22 protein-coding genes are annotated in these 22,511 nt (G+C 55.9%); 9 read left to right on the top strand and 13 right to left on the bottom strand.

Annotated features, from left to right (window positions below):
• The 3 genes from ASB66_RS26590 to ASB66_RS23105 form a co-directional block, all read left to right on the top strand.
• Positions 1-189 (top strand): hypothetical protein (locus ASB66_RS26590; protein ID WP_206781798.1); only part of this gene is annotated, 189 nt, incomplete at its 5' end.
• Positions 190-560: 371 nt separating this feature from the next.
• Positions 561-1,271, top strand: coding sequence for a GGDEF domain-containing protein (locus tag ASB66_RS23115; protein ID WP_158544232.1), 711 nt, complete (start codon positions 561-563; stop codon positions 1,269-1,271).
• Between the two features lie 1,138 nt (positions 1,272-2,409).
• Entirely contained in the window at positions 2,410-2,937 is a 528-nt protein-coding gene (locus ASB66_RS23105; RefSeq protein ID WP_060719775.1) for a GrpB family protein, read from the top strand.
• 183 nt (positions 2,938-3,120) lie between these two features.
• On the opposite strand, the gene ASB66_RS26930 is transcribed toward ASB66_RS23105, so the two are convergent.
• Positions 3,121-3,357 carry a DNA adenine methylase gene (locus ASB66_RS26930; RefSeq protein WP_060719776.1) on the bottom strand — a complete coding sequence of 79 codons (237 nt, stop codon included), beginning with the start codon at positions 3,355-3,357 and terminating at the stop codon, positions 3,121-3,123.
• Between the two features lie 128 nt (positions 3,358-3,485).
• Here ASB66_RS26930 and ASB66_RS26925 point away from each other — a divergent pair, with 128 nt between their 5' ends.
• Entirely contained in the window at positions 3,486-3,653 is a 168-nt protein-coding gene (locus ASB66_RS26925; RefSeq protein WP_234613957.1) for a hypothetical protein, read from the top strand.
• Between the two features lie 355 nt (positions 3,654-4,008).
• Here the strand turns inward: ASB66_RS26925 and ASB66_RS23095 are convergent, their stop codons facing one another.
• On the bottom strand, positions 4,009-4,212 hold the full coding sequence (locus ASB66_RS23095) for a cold-shock protein (RefSeq protein ID WP_015916634.1): 204 nt from the start codon (positions 4,210-4,212) through the stop codon (positions 4,009-4,011).
• Between the two features lie 100 nt (positions 4,213-4,312).
• Between ASB66_RS23095 and ASB66_RS23090 the strand changes: the two genes are divergently transcribed.
• Positions 4,313-4,504 carry a hypothetical protein gene (locus tag ASB66_RS23090; RefSeq protein ID WP_060719777.1) on the top strand — a complete coding sequence of 64 codons (192 nt, stop codon included), beginning with the start codon at positions 4,313-4,315 and terminating at the stop codon, positions 4,502-4,504.
• A gap of 59 nt (positions 4,505-4,563) precedes the next feature.
• Here the strand turns inward: ASB66_RS23090 and glf are convergent, their stop codons facing one another.
• Positions 4,564-5,667, bottom strand: coding sequence for a UDP-galactopyranose mutase (gene glf / locus ASB66_RS23085; RefSeq protein WP_060719778.1), 1,104 nt, complete (start codon positions 5,665-5,667; stop codon positions 4,564-4,566).
• Between the two features lie 571 nt (positions 5,668-6,238).
• Here glf and ASB66_RS23080 point away from each other — a divergent pair.
• Entirely contained in the window at positions 6,239-7,798 is a 1,560-nt protein-coding gene (locus tag ASB66_RS23080) for a hypothetical protein (protein ID WP_060719779.1), read from the top strand.
• A gap of 302 nt (positions 7,799-8,100) precedes the next feature.
• Positions 8,101-10,143, top strand: coding sequence for an O-linked N-acetylglucosamine transferase, SPINDLY family protein (locus ASB66_RS23075; protein WP_081089185.1), 2,043 nt, complete (start codon positions 8,101-8,103; stop codon positions 10,141-10,143).
• Between the two features lie 69 nt (positions 10,144-10,212).
• Here ASB66_RS23075 and ASB66_RS23070 read toward each other — a convergent pair whose 3' ends face one another.
• From ASB66_RS23070 to ASB66_RS23045, 6 genes are all read right to left on the bottom strand, one after another.
• Positions 10,213-11,451, bottom strand: a complete 1,239-nt coding sequence (locus ASB66_RS23070; protein ID WP_060719780.1) for a membrane dipeptidase — start codon at positions 11,449-11,451, stop codon at positions 10,213-10,215.
• A 341-nt stretch (positions 11,452-11,792) separates the two neighbouring features.
• Entirely contained in the window at positions 11,793-12,239 is a 447-nt protein-coding gene (locus ASB66_RS26360; RefSeq protein ID WP_060719781.1) for a hypothetical protein, read from the bottom strand.
• 240 nt (positions 12,240-12,479) lie between these two features.
• On the bottom strand, positions 12,480-12,902 hold the full coding sequence (locus ASB66_RS23060) for a secondary thiamine-phosphate synthase enzyme YjbQ (protein ID WP_060719782.1): 423 nt from the start codon (positions 12,900-12,902) through the stop codon (positions 12,480-12,482).
• Positions 12,903-12,955: 53 nt separating this feature from the next.
• On the bottom strand, positions 12,956-14,491 hold the full coding sequence (locus ASB66_RS23055; RefSeq protein WP_060719783.1) for a putative bifunctional diguanylate cyclase/phosphodiesterase: 1,536 nt from the start codon (positions 14,489-14,491) through the stop codon (positions 12,956-12,958).
• Positions 14,491-15,042 carry a heme NO-binding domain-containing protein gene (locus tag ASB66_RS23050; protein ID WP_060719784.1) on the bottom strand — a complete coding sequence of 184 codons (552 nt, stop codon included), beginning with the start codon at positions 15,040-15,042 and terminating at the stop codon, positions 14,491-14,493. Before ASB66_RS23050 ends, ASB66_RS23055 begins: the two co-directional genes overlap by 1 nt.
• 119 nt (positions 15,043-15,161) lie before the next feature.
• Positions 15,162-16,067, bottom strand: coding sequence for a LysR family transcriptional regulator ArgP (locus ASB66_RS23045; protein WP_060719785.1), 906 nt, complete (start codon positions 16,065-16,067; stop codon positions 15,162-15,164).
• 86 nt (positions 16,068-16,153) lie between these two features.
• Between ASB66_RS23045 and ASB66_RS23040 the strand changes: the two genes are divergently transcribed.
• On the top strand, positions 16,154-16,759 hold the full coding sequence (locus ASB66_RS23040; protein ID WP_060719786.1) for a LysE/ArgO family amino acid transporter: 606 nt from the start codon (positions 16,154-16,156) through the stop codon (positions 16,757-16,759).
• Between the two features lie 3 nt (positions 16,760-16,762).
• Here ASB66_RS23040 and ASB66_RS23035 read toward each other — a convergent pair whose 3' ends face one another.
• Positions 16,763-17,872 (bottom strand): DUF930 domain-containing protein, encoded by a 1,110-nt coding sequence (locus ASB66_RS23035; protein ID WP_060719787.1) that lies wholly within the window; start codon positions 17,870-17,872, stop codon positions 16,763-16,765.
• A gap of 142 nt (positions 17,873-18,014) precedes the next feature.
• Between ASB66_RS23035 and ASB66_RS23030 the strand changes: the two genes are divergently transcribed.
• A complete protein-coding gene (locus ASB66_RS23030) occupies positions 18,015-19,163 on the top strand; it encodes an amidohydrolase (protein WP_114386952.1) in 1,149 nt (382 codons plus the stop codon).
• Between the two features lie 76 nt (positions 19,164-19,239).
• Here the strand turns inward: ASB66_RS23030 and ASB66_RS23025 are convergent, their stop codons facing one another.
• From ASB66_RS23025 to ASB66_RS26355, 3 genes are all read right to left on the bottom strand, one after another.
• The gene (locus ASB66_RS23025; RefSeq protein ID WP_147274075.1) at positions 19,240-20,913 is read right to left on the bottom strand and encodes a hypothetical protein; all 1,674 of its coding nucleotides are present in this window, start codon (positions 20,911-20,913) and stop codon (positions 19,240-19,242) included.
• Between the two features lie 149 nt (positions 20,914-21,062).
• Entirely contained in the window at positions 21,063-21,380 is a 318-nt protein-coding gene (locus ASB66_RS23020) for a hypothetical protein (protein WP_060719790.1), read from the bottom strand.
• A gap of 625 nt (positions 21,381-22,005) precedes the next feature.
• The gene (locus ASB66_RS26355) at positions 22,006-22,179 is read right to left on the bottom strand and encodes a hypothetical protein (protein WP_156545092.1); all 174 of its coding nucleotides are present in this window, start codon (positions 22,177-22,179) and stop codon (positions 22,006-22,008) included.
• Positions 22,180-22,511 lie beyond the last annotated feature (332 nt).

Raw genomic sequence — 22,511 nt, 5'->3', positions numbered from 1 at the left:
CCTGGCACTTATCGTTACATGCCTTTTCGAAGTCTTGGCCATTATATGATGGTGCGGTCGCTCGACGATGGCGGAAGGCCGGTTTGCTCCTACAAGCGGGTTAAAACCACCGTTCATTTCGAGGTCATTGGTCGAAGCGCGAACAGAGAACTCCATCTTGGCGCCTTCAAAACCTCTGACGACGAATAACCCAGCCGCAGAGGTGATCGCGTCGTTTTTCTGACGTGGCAATGGACGCCATTTTGAGCCTGATTGTCAGATAAGATGCAAATATGGAACGGCACACCGCATACTCTTTGCGATGACACGTGGCATCTAGTTGGCCAACTAACGCAACGTTGGTCGAGAGGAATTCAAGTTAATTTCCGTTCTTCACCAGATATCAAAGTATTGCATGTAACAGTGAGCACGTTCGGCGGTTGCTGTAAATTAAAGACGAGCTCAGACACTTCATGATTGTATTTATAGAGCGCCATATACAGCAGGCTTGTGCCACGGATCGGTTCGAAACGAGGGACAAAGTATTGTTTTTCGCTATTCGCGTAGCACTTGGCGTCACGTTGATCGCCGATATCCTGAATTTTCTCGCCCATCACTTGCTGAACGCATTGGGCCTCTTACCCTATCCGGTCGGTCCAGCCGTTACCGTTGGAATGATCATCTCGACAGTCGTGGCCTCCTCGCTGACATTTTCGATTGTCTATCTCGTTGGTCTGGCCATCCATCATCTGTCGATCTCGCGAGCGACGTTTGAACAGCTCAGCCGCACAGACATGCTGTCAGGCTTATTGAATCGTCGGGCATTTATGGAAGAAGTGGCGAAAGCGGAGGAGGATTCGTCCCTCATCCTTTTCGACATTGACCGCTTCAAGCATATCAACGACGAACTCGGACACGATGCTGGAGATCACGCGATCGTCGCGGTAGCAAGACACCTCATGTCCGCGTTCGAACAACCCCATATTGTTGCAAGAATTGGCGGCGAGGAATTTGCTGTGCTGGCCGTCAAAATCACCGCGCCAGAACGTCTGGCTCTTGCACAACGATGCCGCGAGATGCTTGCAGCTCGGCCCGTCAACATCAACGACAGGCTCGTTCATATCACTCTATCCGGTGGCATTGCTGACAGGAAGTCATTCGAGACCTTCGAGGACCTGTTCAACGCGTGCGATCGGGCGCTCTACCTGGCCAAATCATCCGGTCGTAACCTAGTGCTCCACAGCGACCTGTTGCCGGAGAGTTTCAAGCTAAAGGGCCGCGTGGCTGTCTAGCTGTGCCACGCCCCTGCCGGTTAACAGACCCGAAAAACCGCCGCCCAAAATCAGATAATGTTCACATATGGAACATAAGCGGCACTTCAGTACAGCCTGGATCCTAAGGCCCGCTGTGAAATTTTCACCTAATGGTCTGAATCTAACAAGTCATTAATTTCAATGCATTTTTGGCTCACATAGTATAATTCCGGCGCGAAATTTTTACTGTCTGAATTTAAAGGCAAATCTGTCGAGGCTTGGCGAGCCAAGCTGACAATGTTCCGGCAATATCAATCCGTTGAAAAATGTCACCCTTGCCCTGAATGATTTTTGAAGGTGCACGTTAGGTTTGATCATAAAGTACGCTTACGCGCAGATCACAAGCCTGTCGCCGCGCATTTTACCAGGGCATGGCTCGAATGGATTGGAAAATATCTTTTTGAAACAACCACTCCCACATGTTTCCATGAAATTTCGTAAATTCCCGCCAATTCCACATCTGCCTTACAGACAACAGCCGCGGACTTCCGGAATTTTGACACGCAGAACCGGAAAAATGAAAATTCGAAATCGCATATCAAAAAGTTGATTCGAACATAGTTTGAAGGCCACTCAAATGGCCATTTACCTCGGGTGTTGACGTGGTGCATCGGGGACAAAACCCTACAGGACTATACAGAGGAATCCGATCAATCCAACTAACGCGACAAGCAAAAGAAGAAGCCGCATTTTCATCCAGAATGCCGTTTTACGAGAAATCGGCTTCTGGAGGTTGTCATACGCTTGGGAGTAATCGAGCTTGGTGAACCTAGACCCCAATCTACGAGGCGGCATCGTCGCACCGACGACGCCGCAAGCCAAGACAAGAACAACAATGAATACGATAGTCACCTCGTGACCTCCGAAATCAGCGGTTAATCCAACTACTCAGACCGAGAATAATTTGCTTGCTTGGCTTCAAGGTCAAGCGTCGCGAAAGGAAACACGTCTTCTTCTGGCGCGAACCGGCCATGGTGGCTTTTGGTCCGATGCGGTCATTTAAGGGGTCGGTCCAGTCATATTTGTCATGGAGTGGAAAGAGGACTGTCTGGCTCTAACCAATAATCCTTTAATCTGACGAGGAGTTGTAGGCGGCAGGAGAAATAGGCAGGTGCAAATGCTGGGACTGAAGCACGGTGTGAATTACTTGGTGGATTACCAGCCGGCCTGGAAGCTGGAATTTGAGACCGAAAGTGGCCGGATCAAAACCGCACTTGGGATTCTTGCAAAAGGTGTTGAGCATTACGGATCAACGTCCGTTGAGGGGATGAAAGCAAAGCCGATACTCGACATTCTGGTTGGTATTCGTCCGCTGGAGGGCTGGCGAGAGTGCGTCGAGCTATTGGAAGGCTTGGGATACGACTATGCAGAGCACGCAGGTATCCCAGGCCATTTCATTTTTGGACGAGGACGAGACAGAAGCGAACGCACGCACTTGCTTCATATCGTTGAATTCGAGGGAGAGTCTTGGACCTCGAACCTGCAACTGCGGGACGCTCTAAGGCGGGATATGCATCTCCGTCAGGCCTACGTTGCTGCGAAAGAGGCCGCGATTGCAGCTGCCCCCACCGGTCGGGCCGAATACAATGAGTTGAAGCGAAAGTTCATTGATGAGGCGAAAGCTGCACTCGCCAAAGAACCGTAGCGGACGAAGCACGCCCAAAACTAAGCGACCGATTGGCAGCGCTTAGGATTTAAGAATGTTACAGCCAATGGCTCAAATGGGGTAGAAAGCGACCCTGATCAACGCCTAGACGCATTTCTGCTTCAGGCGCAAAGCTGCCCTTAAGCATTTGCTCTCAACATCACCCATCCCCACCATAAAAAATCAACTCCCGCGCTCTGTTCCCTTCCCGCCTGCCACCGAGTATGACAATTCCGCCTCTTCAGCCCGAAACCCCGTTAAGATCTCGCGAATCTCCGGCCGATCATTGATCGACAGAACAAGCACACCCTGAAGGCTTTTCAGTCGATCCGCCATGACTTCGAACTGATCCCGCCCAAACAGCGCCTTGCCGTAATCGTCCTCACAGCCGAAGTAAGGCGGGTCGAGATAGAACAGCACACCCGGCCGGTCATAGCGGTTGATAAGGCCAACCAGTCCAGGTTCTCGATGAGGACGCCAGAGAGGCGCTCGTGGACATCTTCCGGGAGCGGAGCCAACCGGTTTAGATTAAACCGGGCGCTGCCATTGTGCTGGACGCCGAAGTTCTGGCCCGCAACCTTGCCACCAAAGGCGAGCTTCTGGAGATAAATGAACCGAGCGGCCCGCTTCAGATCGGTGGCGTCACCACTTTCGAATATTTCAATCCATTGATGCATTTGAGATATTCGAAACTTTTTCAAATCGAGGATGCGTGAGAATCTTCGAGACTTGGTATAACCTTGTCATCAGCCGGAATATTGGAAGATTCCTGGCGCGCAAAGGCGGTTGCCTTTCTGCGGACAGATTGCATTTGTAGTGGATATAAATGTTTGGAAATAAGGCCGTGAACTTGAAACAGCTGGGAGTTCACAAAGCGGCCTGTGCTCGCATTCACTAAATGATCGGACCGAAAAGCGATTATCACTTTTCGGTCCGATGCTTTAGGAACAGATCGAGGTAGAATTGGCGATCAGAATATCGTCTCGCCTTCTATTCGAGCATGTCGACAAATTCGAGTTCAACTCACGGAATGCGTTCGTGCGCACCATTGCACTGAACGCAGCTCCGTTGTTAAAGCACGCTGACGTTTTCAGCCTTCGACTTCCCGGTCTTACGGTCCTGCCCGATTTCGAAGCTGACCTTGTCACCTTCTCTGAGCGAGTCACCGCGCTGCAGGGAAGACACGTGAACGAATACATCCGTTCCACCATTTTCGGGCGTGATAAAACCAAAACCCTTGTCGTCGTTAAAAAATTTCACAGTACCAGTAGGCATGACATTTCCTCTTGAATTCCCGTAGCCGTTTGACTCCGCGCCAGACTTTTATAGCGTGATCCCCTGTCGATCAACCACCAACACAGAGATAGAAAGCTAATTGGCAGAATTGATTGCTTCTTCCGGTTTCAAAATAGGTCTTCAACACCGCTTCGACCTGGGTGACGTTGCAAAAATTATCGCGGCATTCGTCATGGCCGGCAGAACCGGCGGTCAAAATGACCTTATCAAAAGACAGATCGGTGACGATCTCGTCCAGCTTGGCATTGTCCGTCTCCCACCGCAGCTATAGTGGCCTAAAACACCCCAATGAACTCAAGAGTTCTGCGTCACCTCTGAGCTTACCCTATCTCAATCAGACAAAAATTTCTTTGCGCAATCAAGCGCTTCGGCGATGGAGACATCCATGTCGAGATAGCGGAAAGTGCCGAGCCGGCCAACGAAGGTTACATTTTTCTCAGCTGCGGCCAGTTCCTGGTAGCGGGTGAGGTTATCCGACAGACCTGTCAGGTGTACCGGGTAATAGGGAATGTCCTTCTCCGTGCAGGAGCGGCTATACTCTTTATAGCAGATGGTTTTCTCATGCGTTTCCCAGGGCGAGAAATGCTTGTGTTCAGTAATCCGGGTATAGGGCACGTCAGAGCCACAATAATTGACCACGGCATTTCCCTGGAAATCACCCTCCCCCCGCAGGATTTCGAAGTCCAGCGTGCGATAAGGAAGCCTGCCTTCGCGATAGTCGAACCAGGCATCCAGTGGACCGCTATAGAAGACATGGTCGAAATCATCCTTTTCTGCCGGAGAAAAGGGCCTGTTCAGGTGAACCTCAACGCCGTCGATATCCAGTATCCGCTCGACGATCTGCGTATAACCGTGCTTGGGCATGCCCTGGAAACGATGATTGAAATAGTTATCGTCGTAATTGAACCGGACTGGAAGCCGTTTCAAAATACTGGCCGGCAACTGGTCCGGTTGCACACCCCACTGTTTGATCGTGTAGCCTTTGAAGAAAGCTTCATAAAGCTCCTTGCCGATGAATTTCAGCGCCTGCTCTTCAAAGGATTGGGGCTCCTGATCCATTTTCAGGCCCTTTGATTCGATAAAGGCGCGGGCCTGCGCCGGGTTGAAGGTCTTGCCGAAATATTGGTTGATCGTGTGAAGGTTGATCGGTAGCGAAAAGACTTGACCTTCCGTTATGGCCTTTACCCGGTTGGTATAGGGTTGAAATGTGTCGAACCCAGTAATGTAGTTCCAGACAGTCTCATTATCGGTATGAAAGATATGCGGCCCATAGACATGCACCATGACGCCGGTTTCCGGGTCCCGCGCCGTGTGGCAATTGCCAGCGATATGATCGCGCGCCTCGAATACGGAGACCTTATGTCCCGCTGCGGCGAGTTCGCGAGCGATGACGGCTCCTGAAAGCCCTGCGCCGACAATTGCAATTTGTTTCATAAACCCCGATTCCCCATTGCTGTTCGACCTGAATGGTAAATCATTGTGTTTGCGATAAGAAGGCCGCGATCTACATCTCCACCAGATAACGCGGATTTCTGGAATTTGTTATTATCAAGAATCGATTTTCGAGAAAAACATTCAATAAATGCAATGTTTTTTGAGAATTGCGCCGAGAGAGACATCAGGGGTCAAATAACGTTGCTAGCAACAGAAGTTGCACCCTCGCTCTAAAATCCCCCATTAAATGAAAATTAGTAATTCCTCGGGTACATATGATTGCATAAGTCAATCTCTCGTGAAGAACGGAGATGGACTATGTTAAAGGCAAATTTTGACGAAACGACATGCACCTTTGCAACACGTTATCGTCAATTGACGTAGGATCAGAGCTTCTGTGGGGCTCTTATGCATGATGCGCTCCTAACGTGCCGGCTCATCCGAGCCATGTCCTGAGTAGCATTTTCTCTTCTGATGCGATTTGATTCGACGGTGCGATATGTCGTGACCCGATAGAATCCATGGTGGGAGGGTGATGTTGGCATTCCGTTAACCCAAGGGGCACATCTCAATGACTTCTATTGTTTCGTCGTTATCCATCACGCAAATCAAGGCGCTGTCCACCACGGCGATCGCATCACTGAACACGGCCGATGCAGCTGCACTGTCGACCACTCAGGTTGCGGCATTGTCTTCCAAGCAGATCGCAGCTATCGAAACGGTAGACTTGGCTGTGCTTGACTCAAGCCAGATGGGTGCCATTTCCGCTACTGGCGTTGTCGGCCTGACACTCAGCCAGCTGACAGCATTGAGCTCGGGTCAGGAAGCCGCTTTGAGCACCAAGGCTGTGGCCGCATTGACCGCCTCCCAGATCGGCAATTTCGGCACGACGCAGACGGCCAACCTGTTGTCGTCGCAAGTTTCAGTTCTGTCCGCCACGCAAATCGCTGCACTTGGCACCGACGATATCGCGGTGATGACGTCCGACCAGATCCAGGCAATCAGCACCAAAGCGGTCTCCGGCCTGACCTCGACGCAGCTTAGCGCCTTGTCCACGGACCAGGTCACTCAGCTGTCAACCGGCCAGATCTCTACTCTTAGCGCCAAGCAGCTCGCTGGCCTGACTACCGACGGAATTGCTGCACTTTCCAGCACCCAGGTTGCTGCAATCAGCGCCAAGTCCATCAGCGGCCTGAGCACAACCCAGATAGCTGCGCTGGAAACCGCGGATGGTGCCGCCCTGACGTCGACACAGATCGCCGCATTGTCCACCGCTCAGGTCAAAGCCCTGTCTTCCGACCAGGTCTCGGCCTTGTCGTCCACGCAGATTTCCGGCTTCTCTTCGGCTCAGCTCGGCAGCCTCGACACGGCTGATGTCGCAACGCTCGACAGCACCGATCTCGCCGCCATCAGCACCAAGACCATTGTCGGCCTGTCCACCACGCAGATCGCGTCCTTGTCCACCGACCAGGTCAGCGCGCTGTCGTCCGGCCAGATTGCTACCCTCGGCGCAAAGCAAATCGCCGCCCTGACCACCGACGCCATTGCTACCCTTTCCAGCACCCAGGTTGCTGCAATCAGCGCCAAGTCCATCAGCGGCCTGACCACAACCCAGATAGCTGCGCTGGAAACCGCGGATGGAGCCGCCCTGACAACGGCACAGATCGCCGCATTGTCCACCACACAGGTCAAGGCCCTGTCCTCCGACCAGATCGTTGCTTTGTCAACAACCCAGGTGGCAACCCTGTCTTCAGCCCAGGTTGGCGTCCTCACCACCGATGCCGTGGCTGGCCTGTCAACGGACCAGGTCGCGTCGATCTCCACCAAGTCAATCGGCGGCCTGTCCACCAGCCAGGTTGCGGCTCTGACGACTGCTCAAGCCGAGGCTCTGACAACCACCCAGGTGGCCAACCTCAGCTCCAAGCAGATCTCTGCGCTCGAAACCGCCGATCTCGTTACCTTCTCCACCGGCGATATCGCCGCGATCAGCGCCAAGTCGATCACCGGCCTGTCCACGGATGGTATCGGCGCCCTGACCAGCGACCAGTTGCAGTCGCTGAGCACCACGCAGGTTCAGGCTTTCAATTCGTCGCAGGTTGAAGCCATCATTCTCGCATATCAAAGCATCTAACTGCTGACGGGCGCGGCTTAGGCCGCGCTTCCAAAACCTTCGATAGCAAGACCAGATGCGGCGCCTCATCCAGGCGCCGCATTTGCTTTTACAGGCTCCATTCTGTCCAAATGCAATGTTTTGCCTGTGTTTTCGCCGTCAATCCTTCGTCAAGCCCGATGCAAGCTAATGCCGCTACCAAGACAAGGCATGACATCGCGGTCCCGTTCACCGTGGAAAAGTGTTATGCGTCAGGCCCCATGCCTATCGGCATCGGCCTGCTGTCGTTACCGGCCTTGCGGCCGACTGTTCCTGGGGTGGATATGGACACTGGCATTGTAACATCGACTATCGCGACACCTCCTGCCGACTTCGTGGAGCAGGCACGCACTCAACAGCTCTCGCTGACAAAGTTGTTCGAAGTCGCCGAGCAATGCGCCAGAGCAGGTCGCGTCGATCAGGCCATGGAACTTTACAAGGTCTGGATCGCCTATAACAGCGCCCATCCGCTGGTACATATGGTCTATTTCAACTATTCCGTCACCTTAAGGCAGCTTGGCGATATGGCTGGAGCGATCAATGCTCTGCGCGCCTGCCTGAAGATTGATCCGCAGTTCGGCGCCGCCCATGTCAATCTGGGCAGGTCTCTGGAAGACAGCGGGCTGCTGAACGATGCCCTGCAACAATGGCGCAGCTATGCCGAAATGACCACGGATATTTCGCCTGACCGACTGGCCAATCGCATCATGGTGCTGGAACATATCGGTCGCGTGCTGGAAAACGCCGGTCTGATGGAAGAGGCTGAAGCCTCTCTGTGGAAGGCAATCGAACTGCGGCCCGAAAAGACTGAAGCCGGTCAACATTGGTCCGCCATACGGTTGCGTCAGTGCAAATGGCCGGTCCTTCAAGAATCTCCCCATGTCACGATGCGCCAGCTGCTGGATGCGGTGTCGCCCTTGACGATCTCTTGCTACTCTGACGATCCACTGTTTCATCTGGCCAAGGCCTATCGCTGCAACAAAACAATGATCGGCCGCCCAGATCTCAGCGCCGTAGCCCGCCAGCTACCACGTCAGAAGACCGGAACCGGCCAGCGGTTACGAGTCGGTTATCTGTCATCCGATCTTCGCGACCACGCGGTCGGCTTTGCGCTGCGCGAAGTGCTGGAATTACATGACAAGACCAGTATCGAAGTGTTCGCCTATTATTGCGGCGAACCGATAGAAACCGACGAAACCCAGCAACGCATCAAACAGGCGGTCGATGGCTGGCGCGATATTTTTGCGCTGAGCGACGTCGATGCCGCCCGGCTGATCGCCGCCGATGAAATCGACGTTCTGATCGACGTCAACGGCTATACGAAGCATGCAAGAACCCGGATTTTTGCCTATCGCCCCGCCCCGGTTATCGTCAATTTCTGCGGCTATCCCGGCTCGATGGCGAGCCCCTTCCATCAATATATGATTGCAGACAATCATATTGTTCCGCCTGAACACGAGATCTATTATTCGGAAAAAGTGTTGCGGATCGCCTGCAACCAGCCGGTCGATCGCAAGCGGAAGGTGGCGCCACGCCCGACACGCGCCGAAGTGGGCCTACCCGAAGACGCTTTCGTCTTTGCCTGCTTCAACGGCATGCAGAAGATTACGCAAAGCGGCTTCACCCGCTGGATGACCATCCTGCAGGCAACGCCCGGCAGCTTGCTCTGGTTGCTGTCCGGCAACGAAGAGGTCAATCAGCGTCTGCGCGATACGGCAACCCGGTGCGGCGTTGATCCGGCGCGGCTGCTGTTTGCGGCCAAGGCCGGCAATGCACAGCATCTTGCCCGCATCGCTGTCGCCGATCTTTTTCTCGACACCTTCCCTTACGGTGCGCATTCCACCGCCGCCGACGCCATCAACATGGGCCTGCCGGTCCTGACCTTCCCGGGCAAAAGCTTCGCATCGCGTTTTTGCGCCAGCGTCGTGGCATCGGCGGGCGCACCGGAGCTGATCTGCCAGTCTCCAGAGGATTATGTGCGGCGCGCCATCGCCTTCGCCCAGGATCGCCAGAGCCTTATGGCCGTCAAGGAAAGCTTGAGCCGGCAATTCGAAACCAGCGCGCTGCGCGACATGCCCGGTCTCGCCCGTCGGCTTGAAGAATTGTTCTGGCAGATGCAAGGCGAATGCGAGCGGGGCGAAACGCCCAAGCCCGAGCTCCTGAACATGGATGCCTATTACGAAATCGGTGTCGAATTCGCCCTGGAGAATATCGATTTCGAGGACGATCAAACCTATCGACGGCGCTACCGGGAAAAACTCGCCAAGTGGAACAGGCACGCGCCTCTCCTTCCTGACAGTCGCCTATGGTCTGGCGTGGAAGAATGATGACAGTGCCGCCCGCCAAATCTGGCGGACGGCGCTACTCTATTTCTACCGAAGACACGACCGAAGCCCTCAAGGCCGAACCTGCTGCCAGACACGCAGAAAATTGCCGCTATAGACATCAATGATTCGCTGCGCCGGCCAACCGGCAGCGACCATGGCTTCGGTCAATTTCGGAAGATCGGCGCCACTCTGCATACCGGTCGGCAGGCTGGAAATGCCGCCATCGAAATCGCTGCCGAAGGAGAGATGCTTCCAGGGGTCCTCGACAATCTCCATACTGGCGATGAGCTGCGCGAATGCTTCATAATAGGCGATCACGAAGGCAATGTCGGCATCCATGTCCGGCTTGCCATCGGCGAGATAGCGGTTCTGGAGGAAGTAAGGGGCAAGGATAACACTGATACAGCCGCCAGTCTGGACGATGGCGCGGATGGCCTCATCGCTCAAGGCCCTGTCCAGATGACGCGACGGTCTCTCCTCCCTACCCCGTGTCACCGTGCGCGATGCGCCATGCGACGCAAAGGCTGGCACATGGCGGCGAACACAGATCTCGCAGGCATCGAGAATGCCCTGCGTGGATGTGTGGGTGACATCCACCAGCAGGCCGACATCGATACAACGCTCCACCACCTGCCTGCCAAAGGCAGACAGACCGCCGCCGTCGATCTTGCGCCATGGATTGACCGGCGCATAGCCGGCCTCGGAGATATCGGTATGACTGAAATGGTTGAGTGTCAGATAGGCGGCACCGGCCCTGGCAATCTCGCCCAACCTGTCCAGCCGCAGGGCCTGGCTTTTCACCCCGCCTGCCCCCAACATATGCGCGCCTTCCATGGACAAGATCGCACATCGCTTGCCCACCGCTTGCGCGGCGCGGACCTCTTTTGCATTGCGCGCCAACCGCATCCGGCCTTGGCTCTGATCGACGACGTCTTCCACATAACGCTGGTGAGCCACCCAGTTTTTCCACGGGTCGAGGAAAGGAGCCGGAATAAGATTTTCCCACAAGGCGTGGGCACTGAAACAGGCCCCACCATAACCACCCTCCAGAAAATCCGGTCCGCTGACATGTTCGGATAACGGCCTGTTGCGTCCCCTCGGCGAGGTTTTGCGGATCAACCAGACTACGAGGGAGCGCCGATGCGCCTTCCAGTCTCCCTTCCAGAAATCATATCCGGCCAGTCGCGATAGAAACAGCGAATCCAGATGGGTATCGATCGGATAGGCAAGTGTGTGAAGCGCTTTGACAGTCAGATCGGTTATTTCAGAAACAGAATCTGTCATGTTTTCAGAAGAAATCGTGTCCATTGAGACATGTCTCCAGCAACGAATTTTAAAAATGGATAAATCTAAATATCGATATGAATTTTAGTCGCATCATTTGTCCGGTTTATAAAACACACATGATGCAGTCGGCTCTGAAATGTTTCGGCCAGACCAAGTGACGGATTCTATCCTTTCGCCATGGCATCTTATGTGGATACGACAGCGCCTTTTGGTCTGAACCATCCCCATAGTCAGACGAATAGAACAATAAGTCCAGAGCGATTGTACCTGCCTGCTCACCAGACAAACGTAAAGACGGCGCGCATCCTGTCGGGATGCGCGCCGTCAATCATGTAAAATCACTCTTCAATTCAAGGCCGGCTTCAATTTGCGAAGGGGCAGCCGGGGCGGTTTGCGAGAACGACGCGATCATATTCGCCGTAACGGATACCACCGACAATCACACGGCGCGGTGTCACACGTTCGATATTCGGCCGGCGCAAACCATCGCGGCGGGCCTGGCGGATCGCATCACCGGGCGAGCAAACGCCACCGTAACGCGGATCTGGACCATCCCAACGCCGTGGTGGCGGAGGCGGTGGACCGCCCCATGGCGGCGGCGGAGGTGGCGGACCACCCCACGGTGGAGGTGGCGGTGGTGGACGGCGATAATCGTCATCGCCCCAGGCCTGTACCAGTTGCGGCGCATCGCCGCCGATATAGACGCCCAGGCGAACGTCCGGCTGGGCCGCGGCCGGGCCAACTGTGGCAACCACCGCGCCGATCAAGGCCAGTCCAGCCAGAGCTGTTTTCGCAAAAATGCTTCGCATTGTTTCTCTCCTCGAAGGACGGCATGGGTTTCTCTTTGAAAACCCGGCTTACCGCCCCGAAAACCTTGTCTAATCATGGGTTTGACTACTCTGCAAAAAACTCTGATGCAGAAAAGCCAACCAAGATCTCGCGTCGGACAGCCCGTTTCCGTAAGCGATTGACTGAGAGATTAACGCTGCAATACTGAACGCCATCAGAAGCGTCCATTCAGTCTCGGTTCATTAGTTTCAGCTTGTGGTTCAGTAGCTTAGATGCATTACTACCTGGCGCGTATGGGGCTGGTCGCGATGTTCGAACAGGTAAATACCCTGCCAGGTTCCCAGTAAAAGCCGTCGATTGGCCACCGGAATACCTATCGAGACTTGCGTTAGGGCCGATTTTATATGGGCTGGCATGTCATCCGGCCCTTCCTGGCGATGGGTGATCCATGCCATGGACGGATCGTTACACGGCGGGACCAGGCGCTGAAAAAACACTTTGAGATCGCGCTTCACATCCGGATCGGCATTTTCCTGGATGATCAGCGAGCAGGACGTATGACGCACGAAAACAGTCAATAGTCCTTCTTGAGCGCCCGCATGCCTGACAAAATCATCAACCTGATCGGTAAATTCATACAGACCCTGGCCACGCGTGGAAATCGACAGACTGGTTTGCGGCATGGCATGTTCCTCGAATTGCGTCTGTCAAGGAAATGGCCAATAGAGCACCTGCGTCAAGGGCTCTTTCCAGCCGCAAGGCTTGGGCGTTCCGGTTGCGAGAAACACGGCAAGTCTTCCAAGGGTGCTGGGCGGCCATAGAGAAAACCCTGATGCTTGCGGCATCCGGCTTCCACAAGCCAGCGTGCCTGCACCTCCGTTTCGATACCTTCCGCAACAACATCGATGCCGAGCGCCTGGGCCATTTGCAGCACGGCCTGAACGATAACCTGCCCAACCCGATCATCCCCAACCCGGCTGATCAAGCTGCGATCCAGCTTCAGCCACTGGATCGGCAAGCTGCTGAGAGAGGAAATATTCGAATAGCCGGTGCCGAAATCATCGAGTGCGACCCGAACACCGAGCCGCGAAAGTTCGGAAAGCTCGCGCCCGGCCCTCAGCATGTCCGACATGATCAGGTCCTCGGTAATCTCCACCACCAACGCTGTGGCAGGAAAACCTGTCTGCTCCAGGATGGACGCGATGACCATCGCTAGATTGCCGGACTTGAACTGGCTTGGAGAAATATTGACCGACACGTAATTGAGCTTGCCAGCCTTGACCAGCGGCGCCGTTTGCGCACAGGCCGCGCGCGCCACCTGCGCAAACAACCGATCCAGAAGATTGCGCTCTTCCGCCAGTGGCAGAAAGACACCCGGCAGCACCAGACCGCGATAGGGATGATGCCAGCGTGCCAGCACTTCCACCCCCAGTATCCGCTTGCTGGCACCATCGACGATCGGCTGATACCAGGGCATGATTTCATGGCGGTCCATGGCCAGCACCAGTTCCAGCTCCAGCAAGCGTCGCTCGTTGGCCTCGGCCCAGAGGTCGTCATCGAAACCGGTCGCCAGTGACAGCCCGGCTTTCTTGGAAACGTAAAGCGCCATATCGGCATGACGCAGCAATTCGGTGGACGATGCGGCGTGATCCGGCAGGCTCGCATATCCGATAGACGCCGAGACCTCCAACCGCTTGCCGTTGAAGAGAACCGGCTCCTGCAAACTGGCGCGAAAACTCGAGACAAAGGCATGATCGGCCGTCGCATCCGGCAGGTGGTCGAGAATCAAGGCAAATTCATCACCACCCAGCCGCGCCACCGTTCCAGGTCCAGCCGCAACCACCAACCGGCTGGCAAATTCCCGCAGCACGGCATCCCCCGCTTCATGACCATAAGCGTCGTTGATCAGCTTGAACCTGTCCATATCAACAAGAATGACGGTGATACGGTCGCCCCGAAGGCGGCTCTTCTGGCAAGTGTCGGTCAAAACAGCGGTAAAGCTGCGGCGATTGGCAAGCCCGGTCAATTGGTCCTGCTGGGCCAGCGCCATGGCGCGTTCGCGCTCCTGAACCAGTTCCGCCGTGCGCTGCATAACCCGCTGTTCAAGATCTTCCGCCTGCCGAGCCAATTGGCAATTGGCCATATAAAGCTCACGCGCACGCGCTTCCAGCAATGTCTCGGCTTGGCGGCGAGCCTCCCGCTCTCGCTCCAGACGGCGGGTCAGCCGGTCGATCCGATCAGGCTCAGAAACATCAAGTGGCTGGTTTACCATCACGATGTACTCTCGGTAATCACAAACAGAGTTGCCCCATCGTCGCCCGCGCTGCGCTCGACCGTAACAGTGCTTCCAAAATGCCGGGCAGCCCCTTGGATCAGGCCTTCCGCCAAGGCCTCCATTTTCCGCCCGGACCGATAGAGCATCGACATGGACGAACCGTCCTGGCTCAGAATTTCAAAGGAAGGCAATTCCGCATCGGGGTAGAGCTTCTTCACCTCGACATGAATATGCGCGTCAATACTGGCGAGAAAGCCGAAGAGACCGCCGCTGCGGTCGAAAAAGCCTGGAAACAACACGGCGAAACGTCCCGCAAGATGCAGTCCGAACGCCTGCATCAATGCATCGACGCCAAGGCCGGAGCGCTGCGACAGCGCGCTCAGCAGCGCCACCATCTCGCGATGGTCATAGGTGCCAACGCTGGTATAGGCTCCGCCACTGGCAAGTCCGTTGGTAAGCAAAGAGGCTTCGATAATGTCGTCGGCCATGTCTTCATTCCAGGTCGCGGCGACGAATTCGAGCATTTCCGTAAAAACCATCCCTTTCATAGTCTATCCCAAGGCCTCCCCGCTATCGACGCGAGGCAACAATATGAGGAAAAACTTAACAACAAAGCGTTGTACAATCTGTTTCTACGACCCAAATATACTTTGTGGTGAATGCAGTCTTACCGCATGGATGGACGCTTCTGCGCCATCGGCAGCAAGCATTGGCGTGCTGCGGCAAGAACACTTGCCGTTAACGGATCGAGTGCCTGGCCCAGCGCCCTGCTCCAGTGCCAATAAAGCGGCACGGCAAGCGGTTGATCCGGCATCAGATCCACCAGCACGCCCTCGGCGATCAAAGGCGCCACCGAAACCGCCGGGTTCATGCCCCATCCCAGCCCCAGACGCGACGCGTCGATAAAAGCCTGGCTGGAGGGCAGCCAATGGCAAGGCGGCGACAGGCGGCATCCGGCCACCTGCTCCATCCATGCGGCTTGCAATCCATCCTTGGCGTTGAAGGTAAGGCAGGGTGCAACGGCCAGAGCCTCAGCGGTCACGCCCTGGGGAAACCATCGCGCCACGAAATCCGGGCTGGCCGTGGCGCGGTAGGTCAGCAATCCGAGCGGTCGGCAATCGCAGCCCTGAACGGGCTCGGCAAGCGAGGTCACCGCCGCCCGTACCTCACCGCGCCGCAGCCAATCGGCGCTGTGGTCCTGATCGTCAAGCACGAGATCGAACAACAGGCCCTCCACCGCGGCCATGGCCGGAACAAACCATGTCGCCAGACTATCGGCATTGATCGCCAGCCGCACCGTCACCTGCGCCGCCTGCGCAAGTCCGAGATCACCGATCACCTGGCGTTCCAGCAGGGCCACTTCCTCGGCATGGCGGCACAGCCGCGCCCCTGCAAAGGTCGGCAAGCAGGGCTGGCCGCGCATGATCAGCGCCGTGCCTGATCGCTCCTCCAGCAACTTGATGCGCTGCGAGATCGCCGATTGCGTAACCCCCAACTGACGGGAGGCTTTTTCGAAACTGCCGCTGCGCAGCACAGCCACCAGCGCCGATAAATGCTCACCATCGAACGTCATTAGAATTACTTATGTCTGGTTATATTTATTAATTTTTCTAATGAATTCATTTGCATTAGTCAAAGGGCCACAACGTGGAGCCCTCTATGCAAAACGCCTATTTTTCCGGCCTGTTTCTTGGCCTGAGCCTGATTGTCGCCATTGGGGCGCAAAACGCCTTCCTGCTGCGCCAGGGCTTGCGGCGCGAGCATGTCTTTATTCTGTCCCTCACCTGTGCCACTGCCGACGCCTTGCTGATCTCGCTTGGCATTGGCGCGCTGGCGACAGTAACCGCCCTTCTGCCCGCTTTTGAGCCGGTGCTGCGCTATGGTGGCGCGGCATTTCTTCTGGCCTATGGCGCCCGGCACGCCCTGACCGCATTGAGAACCGAAAGCGGCCTTGCGCCCGGCGAGGCCAAGCCCAGCACGCTCGCCGCCAGCCTTGCCACTTGCCTCGCCCTCACCTTTCTCAATCCGCATGTCTACCTGGATACGGTGCTGCTGATAGGCTCGATTTCCAGCCGCTTTGCGGATCACAAGACAGCCTTCGGCCTTGGCGCGATTTCGGCATCCTTCCTGTTTTTCTTCTCGCTCGGCTATGGGGCGCGGCTGCTGGTGCCGATATTTGCGCGGCCCGCCTCCTGGCGGGTTCTGGATGCGATCATCGCCGTGGTCATGGCCTGGATCGCCATCGGGCTGATCCGGCATTCGTAAGCGTCAGTTCACCGGAAAGCGCCGCGCCTGCCACTGGCTTTTCGGCACGGCGGCACCAAGTGAAAAGCTGAAACTGGTGATCGCCAAGGTCTTGGCATCCGTTTCACAATGGTAACTGATATCATACCATTGCCCCCGACTGCGGAAGGCAGCGCCGGACACATCCATCAGCCGAGCGGTAATGGTCTGTCGCGTTGTCGGCGATCCCGTAATCACATCCGGCACGGCACCAGGTACGGCGCGGCGGATCTGTTCCAGCATTTCAATGCTGCAAATCTGCACGATCCGGCGTTCCGGCGGCAATGTGCCAAGCGCTTGGCGCACACGCGGATCAGACAGCGTTGCCTTGGAGTAAATCCGCTTGGCGGGCTTCAACGCGGCAACAGGCCCGGCTTTCTTGTCCGCCGACGCAGGCGAAGGCGAGGCCTCGCGCTGCGGCTGCGGCTGTGCGGCGCTCTCTTCGTCCAGCGCAAAGCGTTGCTCCGTCACCAGCCCACCGCCCGGCTTTTCCACCTTGTCCGGCGTCGGCAATTGTCGGGCCAGCCCGGCATCCGGTGGCGTCACATCCTTTGGCAGGGCGGGCGGTTGCGGCGGATCGGGTTTTTGCGGATCGCCTGAAGCAGACTTGTCCGGCCCGGCTTTCGGGGCAGCGGAAGGAGGTGACTGGGTTTGCGCTGCCGGTTCCTCGGCAGGCGGTGGCACGGGCGGCGCATCCTCCTTCGGGGCCTCCTCGTCCTTCGGGGCGGATTCCAGGGCCTGGGGCTTATCCTCGGCGGGCTTTGGCGGCTCAGGTGGTGCGGGTGCAGGCGGTTTAGCCTCCTGCTTTTCCTCGGGCTTCTTCTCTTCAGCTTTGGGTGCGGGGGCTTTGGGGGCTGGTGTCGCAGGTTCTTCCTTCGGCTTTGCCTCCGGCTTCAACTCCAGTTGCAATTGCTTTTCAGGCTTGGTTTTTTCGGGCTGAGGTTTTTCCTCTGGTGGCGGCTCAATGGAAACCGACACGACCTCTTCCTTCGGCGCATCCGGCGCCGGGGCGGGCCAATGAGCAAGGAATGCCAGAACCAAAAGGCCATGCAGCAGCACCGAGGCGGCGACGCCCCAGACAAAGCGCTTATGCATCGGTTGCCGCTTTTCCTGCATTGCCCGATCCATACACGGCGCTGCCGCCCGCCGCAAACCCGCAAGCCGCGTTTCGACACTTTCAGACAGATACAAGGGCGTGCTAACAGACGCATGTCAGCCACGCCATTGCGGAGCCACCATGTTCCTCAGCCCTACCGATCTGCACAGTCTCACCGCCATCCGCCAGGAGCTTCATCGCTATCCTGAAGTCTCCGGTGAGGAACAAGAGACAGCCCGGCGGATCGTCGAGGCACTGAGGCCATTAGCCCCGGACCGCATTCTGACCGGGCTTGGTGGCCATGGTGTGGCAGCGGTGTTTTCGGGTGCGGCACCTGGCCCGACCCTGCTGTTTCGCTCAGAACTCGACGCGCTACCGATTACGGAAAAAACCGGCCTGCCCTATGGATCGACAATTCCGGGGAAAGGCCATCTCTGCGGCCATGACGGCCATTCGACCATTCTGCTGGCGCTGGCACTTGGCCTGTCGCGCCAGCCACCTGCCACAGGCCGGGTCGTGCTGCTGTTTCAGCCTGCCGAGGAAAATGGCGCCGGTGCCGCCGCTGTACTGGCCGATCCGCGCTTTGCTGAGATTGCGCCGGATCTGGCCTTTTCCCTGCACAATCTGCCAGGCATTCCGCTCGGCCATGTGGCGCTGAAGGCAGGCCCGGTCAACTGCGCCTCACGCGGGTTGAAAATCACGCTCACCGGCAAGACCGCCCATGCCTCACAGCCCGAAACCGGCCTGTCGCCGATGCAGGCGATCAGCAGCCTGATACCAGCCCTGACCGCCCTCTCCCACGGCACCCCGCCCGCCGCCGACTTCCGCCTTGCCACCGTAACCCACGCAAAAACAGGCGAACCCGCCTTCGGCATCGCGCCCGGCGACGGCGAAATCTGGGTGACGCTGAGAACCCTGACCGATCAGGGCATGGACGGGCTTTGCAGCCAAGCCGAAGCCCTCGCCCAGGCCACAGCAGAGCAACACGGCCTTGGCCTGACCCTCACCTATCACGACATCTTCCTGCACTGCGAAAACGCCCCCGCAGCCGTCGCCGCCCTCACCACCGCTCTCGATGCCGAAGGCATAACCCACGACGCCCGCGCCCTGCCGATGCGCGCCTCCGAAGACTTCGGCCGCTTCCGCACCACCTCCCCCGCCGCAATGTTCTTCCTCGGCGCAGGCGAGACACACCCGGCCCTGCACAACCCGGATTATGACTTTCCAGATGTGTTGATTGAGGTTGGAGCGAGGGTATTTATGCGGGTGGTGCGGGAGAAATTGGGGTGATTGGCGTTTAGATTAACGCCAATAGTTATGCAAAACATCGCGTGCCTTAATCGAGAATGGCAGAATTCCAATAGATTTATTTGGTTTCATTCCGCACGATATGAAGCACCCATTTTATATAAGAACGCATCTCTGGATAATGCTGGAAAAATGCCAATAAGTTCTGTTTATTTGCCTGCAAAAAAGGAATTGCCGTTCTTAGAAAATCTAAATTTGGATCGCCACAGATAGTCGAAATGGCGGCGACACCACCCAAAACCGCAAGCACATTCGGATCATTGCCAAGGACCACCTTGATTATAATCCGCACCGCATTTCGAATAGTCAAAAATCCAGTGTAGCAGTTTCGTGCAATTGTCCATCCAGCGTCATGCAGCACGTCACTTACGGATTTATGCACCGCCCGTGCATCATCACTCACCAAATCCGCATTGGACGCCAATTCCGCAATCAGCGGATTACCGCTCTCCTCAAGGCCATGAAGCTTGTCGGAATCAAGCGCGAACCGATCAGCGCGATCTACAAGATCACGGCCTTCTTCAAAGCCCATGATAAACGCACCATGCTGGCGGATCACGCTTTGTAAAAGGCCATCCACTTCTGGCTCAAGCGGATCGGCAAGGGTTCGGTTGCGGTTTTGCTCACGAAACGATTGCGCAAAGCCAGCTAAACTGCCACCTACCGCCCAAACCCCGGTCACGTCCAACGTATCCAAAGGAGTATCAAGCAACGCGGCATATTCACGAATGGAAAACACCAGATTGGGTTGGCTATTATCGATTTTATGGGCAGCGCTTACCAATCGATCAACATCGAGGCGCAGCCGCTCGAAAAGCTTAGTCTGCGTATTGACCTCATCCGAATGAGGTAGACTTGCGACGATTCCAAGCTTTCCATCGATAATATCGTAATGAGGTCCAGGCCCCGGCTCCGGTTCGGATGGCATAGGAGGCATCAATGTTAATCGCTCGGAAATGTCTTTCATCACGACGTCAGGATTACGATCCCAAAATTCGTTACGTTCCTGGGCAAGACCAATCACGGCATTTTCAAACCTGCTTCCCAAATCTTCGAAGGGAAGCACTCCGCCCTTGATATGTGAATACCAATCCCAAACAGGTGCCCATTGAACTCCAAGGGCAGATATGTCTTTCCAGAACGCGGAGTCCGCTTGTTTGACCCTTTCTGGTACTTCAGCACCAATCCAAAGCGGCGATTGCAAGAGGAATTCGGCGCCGTCCGCCATCATAACTGACAAATCGCGTCGAATGACAGACCAAACAACAGGACGTTCAGCAACCACGTATATCGTACCAAGCACAGTTCTTTTAGCTTGGTGAATTGGATCAACGTTAACACGATGAGTTGCTGAAGCAGCAGCTCTAACCGACACTCTCGCACCGTCTACGAGAGTTAAAGCGGCAGTGTGCTCTGATGCATTATGGGCAGCGACGTCTGAACTATCCGCAGCCACAGCCGCCGCATCGATATTCAACTGAAGATCAGAAATTTCATTACGATAGCGTAGGTCCACCCAACACAAAAAAAGCGCTCGAAAAGCCGAAACTCTTAATCGTCCAGCCAAATGAATGTCATTTTCCAGAAAAGCTGCTTGATACGAAAATGGCAAAATCCGTAAAGCAGACCGAAACGCTACAATCTGCGCCACTTGAATGGGCTGGGTCGCGAGATAAACCGCAAGCTTATCTACATTATCAATCTCATCAATCGTCGGCACATGATCCGTCATAAACACCCCTGCCCTTGGCCCCGACATACCATGCACAACCGCACCTTTTCCAACAAGGCAAAGTTGCTCCAAGTATCATTCGCTCCCCGTTTTCCACTGTAAAGCAAATCCAATAGTGGTTTCGCCCCGGAACCAACCGCAACGCACCACTAAGAATGCTCAGACCGTTCCCAGTACTCAAGCAATTTGCCGCTGTCGGCTCTTGTTACGGGCAGGAAAATTGGGTCCCGTTGGGGATTGCCGGGGCCGTGGCTGTAGATTTGCACGGTCTGGTCGTCCTGGCGGATGACGGTGTAGGTCAGTTCGGTGTTTTTGTCTGTTTCTCTGCGTCGCAGGCGGTAGCGGAGCAGCAGTGCCAGGACAGCCAGAAACATGCCCGGCGGGATCAGCAGCCACAGCGCCTTGATCGCATCCGGTGAGGCACGGAAGGTGGCGAGAAGGTCAGCCCAGATATCGTAAGTCTCCATTGCGGCGCTCCCTGTGAACAACACGAGCGATCACCGGAGGGTTTTGCCCTCTGGTGATCGGGGAGTTGGAAAGCCGGTAAAGACGACCGCCTCGACCTTTAAGCCGAAGCTCTGGACATACGCCGAGACCTCCCCGACCATAGAGAATGGTAGAGAGCGAACCGTATAGACACAGTTCACCGCCTCAGCCACAAACCTATGGCTGAGGGGTGTCATTTAACGATCGACACTGACCGCTTTAACCGGGGTTTCCACGCCCCAAGATCGGCGTGTTACAACCGATCTCACCCGATGTTTAGCGCATAAAGGGTGGGGATTGGAAGTGGGGCAGATGGGATTTTATTGGGCAGGGATGAGGGCGTTGATGCAGCAAGATCAGCCCCTTACCGCGCGGGCTTGCGGCACGATTTTTTTGAAAACGCACACCCGTGCAGCGAGAATTTCGCCATTGCAACAATTTTTGCGCTGCATTATGCGCAATCGATAAAATTATCCTTTCTCAAATCAGAATTTACTCATGGGTCTACAGGATATTGGCGCGCGCCGGGCAGGCCCGGTTATTCTGGCGGGGCGATGACGGCCTCGCGGTCAACCGGACGATGCCACATGATAGGGAAAAGGCCGGTCAGGAGAACAAAATGACATCAGCATCCGCCATAGCGGCCAGCATACCACCAGCCCCCTCGCGGACGGGATATTTGGTTGCCGCGAACCCCGCGCCGCCCATTGCAAAGCCCACCGTGGTCACCTCATCCGCCGCCAGCGTTCCGTCTACCATTGCCGCCCTATCGGTCCGCAATACGTAAGCATCCGGCAGCGGGAGTTTGTCAGGTTCAGATTGAACCACAGGACAAGGCGCAGACGGTTTGATATGCCGCTCACCCCCCTCTGCCTTGCCAGGCATCTCCCCCTCAAGGGGGGAGATCGGATGGTGGTGCATACCCGTTTCCCCATCAAGCCTGTTGCGAAATAGAATCGATTGTTATGCGCGTGAGAGGACTGCTCCACGTCGATCTCTCCCCTTGAGGGGGAGATGTCCGGCAGGACAGAGGGGGGGGTAAACCCCGCTCCATCAGCAACCATCCTTCCCCACCCTCACAGGCATCTCCCCCTCAAGGGGGGAGATCGGAT

It is taken from the genome of Gillisella vitis (assembly GCF_001541345.2).
GTDB classification, from domain to species: Bacteria; Pseudomonadota; Alphaproteobacteria; order Rhizobiales; family Rhizobiaceae; genus Allorhizobium; species Allorhizobium vitis.
The sequence above is the reverse complement of the archived record's forward strand: the minus strand, read 5'-3'. Positions and strand labels throughout refer to the sequence as shown.